13 protein-coding genes are annotated in these 7871 nt (G+C 41.7%); all 13 read left to right on the forward strand.

Annotated elements, in window-relative coordinates:
• A partial coding sequence (locus KHB02_RS14180; protein WP_241113859.1) for a cytochrome c biogenesis protein occupies positions 1-498 on the forward strand: 498 nt, incomplete at its 5' end.
• 12 nt (positions 499-510) lie between these two features.
• Positions 511-642: a CcmD family protein gene (locus KHB02_RS14185; RefSeq protein ID WP_213144893.1), complete on the forward strand. Its 132-nt coding sequence runs from the start codon at positions 511-513 to the stop codon at positions 640-642.
• A 43-nt stretch (positions 643-685) separates the two neighbouring features.
• Positions 686-1195: a TlpA family protein disulfide reductase gene (locus tag KHB02_RS14190; protein WP_213144894.1), complete on the forward strand. Its 510-nt coding sequence runs from the start codon at positions 686-688 to the stop codon at positions 1193-1195.
• 177 nt (positions 1196-1372) lie between these two features.
• Entirely contained in the window at positions 1373-2290 is a 918-nt protein-coding gene (spoIIIAA, locus tag KHB02_RS14195) for a stage III sporulation protein AA (protein ID WP_213144895.1), read from the forward strand.
• Positions 2291-2806, forward strand: coding sequence for a stage III sporulation protein SpoIIIAB (spoIIIAB, locus tag KHB02_RS14200; protein WP_213144896.1), 516 nt, complete (start codon positions 2291-2293; stop codon positions 2804-2806).
• An 11-nt stretch (positions 2807-2817) separates the two neighbouring features.
• Positions 2818-3021 carry a stage III sporulation protein AC gene (gene spoIIIAC, locus KHB02_RS14205; RefSeq protein WP_007084610.1) on the forward strand — a complete coding sequence of 68 codons (204 nt, stop codon included), beginning with the start codon at positions 2818-2820 and terminating at the stop codon, positions 3019-3021.
• A 25-nt stretch (positions 3022-3046) separates the two neighbouring features.
• Positions 3047-3427 carry a stage III sporulation protein AD gene (gene spoIIIAD, locus KHB02_RS14210; protein WP_241113860.1) on the forward strand — a complete coding sequence of 127 codons (381 nt, stop codon included), beginning with the start codon at positions 3047-3049 and terminating at the stop codon, positions 3425-3427.
• A gap of 29 nt (positions 3428-3456) precedes the next feature.
• Positions 3457-4665, forward strand: a complete 1209-nt coding sequence (spoIIIAE, locus tag KHB02_RS14215) for a stage III sporulation protein AE (RefSeq protein ID WP_213144897.1) — start codon at positions 3457-3459, stop codon at positions 4663-4665.
• Between the two features lie 16 nt (positions 4666-4681).
• Positions 4682-5311, forward strand: coding sequence for a stage III sporulation protein AF (gene spoIIIAF, locus KHB02_RS14220; RefSeq protein WP_213144898.1), 630 nt, complete (start codon positions 4682-4684; stop codon positions 5309-5311).
• Positions 5304-5966 (forward strand): stage III sporulation protein AG, encoded by a 663-nt coding sequence (spoIIIAG, locus tag KHB02_RS14225; RefSeq protein WP_213144899.1) that lies wholly within the window; start codon positions 5304-5306, stop codon positions 5964-5966. Before spoIIIAF ends, spoIIIAG begins: the two co-directional genes overlap by 8 nt.
• Before the next feature lie 16 nt (positions 5967-5982).
• On the forward strand, positions 5983-6543 hold the full coding sequence (locus KHB02_RS14230; RefSeq protein WP_213144900.1) for a SpoIIIAH-like family protein: 561 nt from the start codon (positions 5983-5985) through the stop codon (positions 6541-6543).
• A gap of 215 nt (positions 6544-6758) precedes the next feature.
• A complete protein-coding gene (gene accB / locus KHB02_RS14235) occupies positions 6759-7268 on the forward strand; it encodes an acetyl-CoA carboxylase biotin carboxyl carrier protein (RefSeq protein ID WP_213144901.1) in 510 nt (169 codons plus the stop codon).
• Between the two features lie 13 nt (positions 7269-7281).
• On the forward strand, positions 7282-7871 hold a 590-nt coding region (locus KHB02_RS14240), incomplete at its 3' end, for a biotin carboxylase N-terminal domain-containing protein (protein WP_277398254.1).

Here is a 7871-nt window from a genome sequence, read left to right on the forward strand (position 1 = left end):
CGGAAAAGGATTTATGACACGTATGCCTATGTTTCCGCAGAAATTGGTGTTGTTTTCACGATTATCGTTCTGACAACAGGTCCAATCTGGGCAAGATCCGCTTGGAATACCTGGTGGGTATGGGAACCGCGCCTTATTACAACGCTCATTCTATTCTTTATTTACATTGCCTATATCATGATTCGGCAAATGGATGGGGTTTGGGATAAGAAAGCAAGACTCGCCGCAGTCTTCGGAATTATTGGCTTTGCCGACGTACCGATTGTCTTCTTTGCAATCCGCTGGTGGCAGACAAAGTTCCACCCAATTGTTTTTGGTGATGGACCTTCTCAAAAAGGCGGCGGAATTGAGGATACAATGCTTGTCGCCTTGCTGGTCACGATTACAGCTTTTACTATTCTTTATTCCTATCTACTTCATAAGGGTGTTTCTTTTGAAAAAATGAAAATAACAGTAGAACAATATAAGGAAAGATTAAGAGAGTCATTAGATAAATAGGAGGAACCAATCATGAATTATGAATATATGTTAGGTGCTTATTCTGTTGCTTGGGTTGTGATTTTTGCGTATATGCTCATTATTGGAAAACGGCATGACAAGCTGAAAAAGGAAATTGAGTTTTTAAAGCAGTTAGATAAATAGGAAGGAATAAGGCTGGGAGACAGCCCGTCAGGAGGAAGTGCGAATGAACCAGCGGGTTATTAAACCACTTGTGTTGATTCTTATTATCGCGATGTTCGGATTTTTTGGTTATAGCCTTGTCACAAAAGGCAAACATACCGATGTTGGCGATAAAGCCTTTAATTTTGAACTGCCTAATTATGATGGCGGAACGACAAAGCTTTCAGATTATAAGGGTAAAGTCGTGATTTTAAACTACTTTGCAAGCTGGTGCAAGCCTTGTAAGGATGAGTTCCCGGAATTAGCAGCCTTTCAAAAGGATTATGGCGGCAAATATCCATTGCTTATGATAAACCGTGGCGAAACCATTGACCGAATTAAAAAGGTAACAAATGACAATAAAGAAGGAATGGTTTATTTATTCGACTATAATGCCAAAGTTTCCAAGCAATATAACGTAACTGGCCAGCCTGAGACTTTTGTCATTGATAAGCAAGGAATTATAAGAGAACACTACAATGGTCCGGTTACCGAAATGCAAATGTATAACTGGATTAAGAAATACGATAAATGATGCACGGGGACGGTTCTTCTGCTTTTGAGCAGAAGAACTGTCCCCGTTTTTCGTTTCTATTAAATAGATGTAAAAAAATAGAGTGAAAGCAATTTTTAGAAGATTTGTCAGTCATAATGTGTCCAAGCAGGCATACATTTTAATTAATGAGAAGGGTAAATCAAGGAGGAAGCTTTCGTGGAAACCTTACTTAATTTTTTACCAAGAAAAATCGCCGACCTGATCAATCAAATCCCTCCTGTCCAAAAAAAGGAAATCGAAGAAATTCGGATTCGTATTAATCGGCCCATCGAATTAACGATGAGGGGAGCGCCAACCTTTCTATCGTATATTATTCAGCCTGAAGATGCCGTTCAGTTAATGAATAAAATTAGCCATTTTTCCATTTATACCTTGGAAGAGGAGCTTAAGCGCGGATATATCACTGTTTCAGGCGGCCATCGAATCGGTCTAGCCGGAAAAGTCATTCTGGAGAATGAAAGAGTAAAGGCGATAAGGGATATATCTTCGTTTAACATTCGAATTGCGAAAGAAAAGCTCGGCAGTGCCGAACCTATTATTCCCTACATCTGCAATGGAAACTGGATGAACACGATGATTATCGGGCCGCCGCAAACAGGAAAAACAACACTGCTGCGGGATGTTGCAAGGATTATCTCAACAGGTTACCGGAACATTGCTGCCTCCAAAGTAGGCATTGTCGATGAGCGGAGTGAAATAGCGGGATGTGTAAATGGAATCCCGCAATTAACCTTCGGGTACCGTGTGGATGTTCTTGATGCCTGCCCTAAAGCGGAGGGAATGATGATGATGATCCGCTCGATGAGCCCGGAAGTTCTGGTCGTAGATGAAATTGGCCGTAAAGAAGATGCCGAAGCAATCCAGGAAGCCGTTCATGCCGGCATCAAGCTGTTCATGACGACCCATGGGACGAGCCTGGAAGAAATCAGCAAAAGGCCTTCGTTAAAGGAAATACTCAGCCAAGGAATCTTTGATCGGTTAATAATCCTTAGCCGTAAGGCTGGTCCGGGGACGATCACGGAAATTTTGGATGGAAGCGGACAAAAATTAAACCAAAAAGCGAGCGTGACATAGATGGTTAAGCTGATTGGTGCCATTTTTATTGTTGTTGCCACTACCTTCACAGGCTTTGAGGCCGCAAGAAACCTTAGCGAGCGACCGAAGCAGCTGCGAGCTTTGAAATTTGCCCTGCAATCCCTTGAGGCTGAGATCATGTATGGGCATACGCCTCTTCATGAAGCCGCAAGACGGCTGGCAGCCCAGATGGCTAAGCCCCTATCCACTTTTTTTGAGAGCTTTGCAGGGAAGTTGACCAATTCAGAGACAACTGTAAAAGAGGCTTGGGAATCGAGCCTAAAGGAAATATGGAAATCGACTGCATTAAAACAGGGCGAATATGAAATTATGAGGCAATTTGGCGAAACCCTTGGCCGACATGACCGCTTTTCCCAGCAGAAACACATCATGCTGACCCTTTCCCATCTGGAAAGAGAAGAAGCAGAGGCTGTCCAAGCACAAGCGAAGTACGAAAAAATGGTCAAGAGTCTTGGATTCTTATCAGGATTATTGTTGATAATTTTATTATTTTAGGGGGAAAAGCAATGGGTTTAGAAGTGGATATTATTTTCAAAATAGCAGGTGTCGGCATTGTGGTCGCCTTTTTGCATACAGTTCTTGATCAAGTTGGGAAAAAGGAATATGCGCAATGGGTAACCTTGTTTGGCTTTATTTATATTTTATTTCAAGTGGCATCCATCGTAGATGATCTGTTCCAAAAAATAAAATCGGTCTTTTTGTTCCAATAGAAAGGGGGGCTTTGCCATTGAAATTATTAAAATAGTTGGAATTGCCCTCGTCGCTACCTTTCTTGCCTTAATTATTAAGGAACAAAAACCGAACATCGCCTTCCTATTAATAGTCTTTGTTGGCTGCTCGATATTTCTTTTTCTGGTGGACAAGATCTACGAAATCATTCATATGCTCGAAAGACTGGCCATAAATGCAAAGGTGAATCTCGTTTATGTTGAGACGATTCTTAAAATAATCGGGATTGCCTATATCGCCGAATTTGCCGTTCAGATTACAAAGGATGCGGGCCAGGGGGCCGTCGCCTCAAAAATTGAATTAGCAGGAAAAGTCATTATACTCGCCATGGCTATACCAATTCTTACTGTATTAATCGAAACCATAATCAAACTAATTCCGAATTAATCGTTTTCGGGAAGAGGTGTTAGTAAAAGATGAAGCAGTGGCTGCAGATTATTCCAATTATCATTCTCTTAGTCTTTTTTTGCTATAGTCCAAGTGTCCAAGCTGCACAGGGGTCAGAGCCCACTCAAGCCAATACCAGCCCTCTTTCGCCGCAGGAGCTGGTGGATTCACAGCTAGAAAGCTTGGATTTAACAGAGCTTAAACAGTTTTGGGAAGATATTAGCAATAAATACGGCGGTTTTCTTCCGGAGAGCCAGAAGGGAAGCCTGTATGACTTTATCAAAGGCGAGAAAGAGTTTTCGTTCAAGCAGTGGGGTATGGGATTTCTAAAATTCCTTTTCCATGAGTTCCTGGCCAACGGCAAATTGCTCGGTTCATTAATCATGCTATCGATATTCAGTATGTTTCTGCAAACGATGCAAAATGCCTTTGAAAAAAGCAATATTAGCAAAGTGGCCTATGCGATTGTGTATATGGTGCTCGTGATTATCGCTTTAAATAGTTTTCATATCGCCATTTCCTATACAAACGAAGCGATTGGAACAATGATCTCCTTCGTTCTCGCCTTGATTCCTTTGCTGCTTGCTTTGATGGCTGCATCGGGCGGACTGGTGTCGGCAGCGTTTTTTCACCCCGTTATCTTGTTCTTGATGAATATGAGTGGATTATTAATGCAATACGTAATTCTGCCGCTTTTGTTCCTGGCAGCTTTACTAAGCATTGTCAGCACGATGTCTGATCAATATAAGGTCACTCAATTGGCCGCGCTGTTAAGAAACTGGAGCATCGGTTTAATGGGACTGTTTTTAACCGTATTTCTAGGGGTAATTTCCGTCCAGGGAGCATCTACAGCGGTAACAGACGGAATTACGATACGGACTGCTAAATTTATTACCGGAAATTTCATCCCGGTTATTGGCAGGATGTTTACCGATGCGACGGATACGGTTGTCAGTGCCTCAGTGCTTTTAAAAAATTCAGTCGGGATTGCCGGAGTGGCCATTTTGCTGATTATAGTTGCCTTCCCTGCATTTAAAATTTTGATGATTTCATTTATCTATAAATTTGCTGCCGCCATCCTTCAGCCGTTAGGCGGAGGGCCCATTATCACTTGCCTTGATATTATCAGCAAAAGTGTCATCTATGTTTTCGCCGCATTAGGGATTGTCTCATTGATGTTTTTTCTAAGTATAACAGTCATAATCGCAGCCGGAAATTTGACGATGATGATGCGATAGGGAGTGGGTGAGCAAAATGGAATTTTTAAAAGAGTGGGTTACAAATATCATTCTATTTATCCTGTTGGCCACGGTGATTGATATGCTGCTGCCAAATTCAAGCATGCAGAAATATACGAAGATGGTGACGGGCCTTTTGTTAATTGCCATTATTCTAACTCCTCTCTTCAAGATTATTTCAAAGGATTTTGAGGGAGCTATCGCAGCTATTCCTTCTTATCAGGCTCCTGAAGAAAAAAATATGAAAAATTTAATAGATTCGAAGAAAAAAGAAATACAAGCCTCTCAGCATGCATATATTTTAAAAGAAATGGCTGTCCAGCTAAAAAAGGGTGTAGAGGGGGAGTTAATGGAGCAGTATGGATTGGAAATCGCACAAATTGATGTAGAAACAAATGCAGAAAGTGACCGAGCATTCCCTGAAAACCTCCAAAAGGTAATGGTTCTTCTGAAACAGCCAGAAACAGGAGAAAAGACAGTCGAAGCAGTTAAACCAGTAGTAATCAACACAGAAGCACCTCTTCCATCTAAAAAACGGGCAGAAGAAACAGAAAAAATTGCCGCATTTCTCTCTAAAAAATGGAACGTAACAGAAGAAACAGTTGATGTTTCGATTGAAGGGGGGATCCAGAAGAAAAATGGGTAATAATAAAGGGCCAATTTCATGGCTGAAAAAACTGCTTAGAATGGATGAGCAGGATGAAAAATCAGGTAAAAAGCCGGGGAAATTCCAGTATATGCTTCTTGTTCTGTGTATTGGAGCAAGCCTAATGCTTATTGGAAATATCGTGTTAAAAAATGACACTGGCTCCACGGCCATTCCGGCAGCCGCAACCGCAAAGACGGGTGGCGATGAGGATGTCGCCGCTTTTGGATTGAATAAAAGCTCTGGCAATAAAACCATTGCTGAATATGAAGAAAAATATGAGGACCAATTAAAGAAAGCACTCCAGGAAATGCTGGGTGTCGATGATGTTACCGTGATTGTTAACATTGATTCTTCAGACAAGAAAATTTTCGAAAAGAATCGGTCAAACAAATCGCAAACAACCGAGGAATCGGATACTCAGGGCGGCCAGCGCAAGGTTCAGGATAATACCGTTGATGAGCAGCTGGTGATTATCCGAAATGGCGAAAAAGAAGTGCCGGTTGTCGTGGAAACCAAGAAGCCGGATATTCGCGGTGTCTTAGTCGTAGCGAAAGGTGCAGAAAATATTCAAGTGAAAAAATGGATAGTCGAAGCTGTTACACGGGTTTTAGGAGTTTCGAGCCATCGTGTATCAGTTGTTCCTAAAAAATAAAAGGGGGATTTTTAGAATGCTATTGAAAAAGCAAACAGTTTGGTTATTAACGATGTTGAGTCTGGTCGTGGTATTGTCGGTTTATTACATCACATCTCCAGAGCAAAAGAGCACAGACCTTGCCTCTGTGGAGAAAAATGTGAAGAACGAGGTGGCAAATAAGGATACTAAAACGAAAACCGAAGCAAAGGATGGAAAAACAGTCGTTTCTACAGTTGCCGGTGATGCGGAATTTGAAGAGCTTCGCTTAAAGCTTGATGAACTGCGTGGCGAACAGAAGGAAGAATTAACAGCTACTATGGCTTCCACTGATCTTCCAGCAGAAGAGCGGATGAAAGCGAAGGATCAAATGCAAAAGCTGAATGACATTGCTCAAAAGGAAGAATTATTAGAAACGATGATTAAAACAATGGGCTATGAGGATGCATTGGTAAGAGCTGATGGTGAAAAGGTAAGAGTAACCGTTAAATCCAAGAAAAAGCCATCTGCTTCAGCTGCAAATAAAATAATCTTAGAAGTGAAAAAGGAGATCGGTGAAAGTAATTTTGTAGCCGTTACTTTCCAGCCATCCAAATAAAAAGAGAGGTTAGGAAAGCGCTTTTGCGCTTTCCTGTTTTTGTGTTTTAGCTAATAGGGAAGTATAAATTCAACTACACCTCATGAACCGTCCTAGCGGACTCGCCAATCGGTGAGTTTTCATTTATAATTAAGATGATTGAACTCACATGAAGTCTTAAGGTATAGTATTAGTAGCAAGTAATAATTTTAATTTGAACAAGAGGGTGTTATTCAATGTTAAAGGTTCAAGAAATTCGCGAATTAATTAAACTTGTTGATCAATCCAGTATTGAAGAATTTGTATATGAAAACGAAGGCTCTAAAATTCAAATGAAAAAGAATAATGGTGTAACTGTTGTTCAGCCTGCTGTACAACCGGCAGCTGCCCTAGCTCCTGTGGCCGTTCAAGCAGCCCCAGTGCCGGCCCCGGCCCCGCAGGCACCTGTTCAAGCTGTTAAACAGGAAGCACCAAAGGCTGCAGCTGTTGAAACAGAGGATACGAATTTACATAAAATTACTTCACCAATGGTAGGAACATTCTATGCTTCCCCAAGTCCAGAAGCAGAGGCTTATGTAAAAGCAGGTTCAAAAGTAACGAAGGATTCCATCGTTTGTATTGTAGAAGCGATGAAGCTATTTAATGAAATTGAGGCAGAAGTAACCGGAGAAATTGTCGAAGTGCTAGTTAAAGATGGCCAATTAGTCGAGTACGGACAGCCGTTATTTTTAGTAAAGCCAGAATAAGGAGCGTAACGGAATGATAAAAAAACTGTTAATTGCAAACAGAGGAGAAATTGCAGTTCGGATTATCCGCGCCTGCCGCGAAATGGGAATTGAATCGGTTGCGGTATTTTCTGAAGCGGACCGTGAAGCATTGCATGTTCAGCTGGCTGATGAAGCTTACTGTATTGGACCAACGTCATCAAAAGACAGTTACTTAAATGTTACCAATATTATAAGTGTCGCAAAATTAACAGGCTGTGATGCAATTCATCCTGGTTATGGATTTTTGGCAGAAAATGCCGATTTTGCCGAGCTTTGCCGCGAATGTAATATTACCTTTGTGGGCCCAAGTCCTGAAGCGATTACAAAGATGGGAACCAAGGACATCGCAAGGGAAACCATGCGGGAAGCGGGGGTTCCAATTGTTCCTGGATCGAAAGGGATCATTAATGATATTGACGAAGCCCTTGAGCTTGTCAAAAAGATCCAGTATCCGGTGATTATTAAAGCAACTGCCGGCGGTGGCGGTAAAGGAATCCGCGTAGCCAGAAACGAGCAGGAATTAATCAAAGGCATCAATATCACACAGCAGGAAGCGGCGACAGCCTTCGGAAATCCGGGCGT

Origin of the sequence: Neobacillus citreus (assembly GCF_018343545.2) — a bacterium.
GTDB classification, from domain to species: domain Bacteria; phylum Bacillota; class Bacilli; order Bacillales; family Cytobacillaceae; genus Neobacillus; species Neobacillus citreus.

What these genes read in the sequence shown, in the direction of transcription:
- KHB02_RS14185 (WP_213144893.1), top strand. Translation starts at nt 511, where the DNA reads ATGAATTATGAATATATGTTAGGTGCTTATTCTGTTGCTTGGGTTGTG.
- KHB02_RS14190 (WP_213144894.1), top strand. Translation starts at nt 686, where the DNA reads ATGAACCAGCGGGTTATTAAACCACTTGTGTTGATTCTTATTATCGCG.
- spoIIIAB (WP_213144896.1), top strand. Translation starts at nt 2,291, where the DNA reads ATGGTTAAGCTGATTGGTGCCATTTTTATTGTTGTTGCCACTACCTTC.
- spoIIIAC (WP_007084610.1), top strand. Translation starts at nt 2,818, where the DNA reads ATGGGTTTAGAAGTGGATATTATTTTCAAAATAGCAGGTGTCGGCATT.
- spoIIIAE (WP_213144897.1), top strand. Translation starts at nt 3,457, where the DNA reads ATGAAGCAGTGGCTGCAGATTATTCCAATTATCATTCTCTTAGTCTTT.
- spoIIIAF (WP_213144898.1), top strand. Translation starts at nt 4,682, where the DNA reads ATGGAATTTTTAAAAGAGTGGGTTACAAATATCATTCTATTTATCCTG.
- spoIIIAG (WP_213144899.1), top strand. Translation starts at nt 5,304, where the DNA reads ATGGGTAATAATAAAGGGCCAATTTCATGGCTGAAAAAACTGCTTAGA.
- KHB02_RS14230 (WP_213144900.1), top strand. Translation starts at nt 5,983, where the DNA reads ATGCTATTGAAAAAGCAAACAGTTTGGTTATTAACGATGTTGAGTCTG.
- accB (WP_213144901.1), top strand. Translation starts at nt 6,759, where the DNA reads ATGTTAAAGGTTCAAGAAATTCGCGAATTAATTAAACTTGTTGATCAA.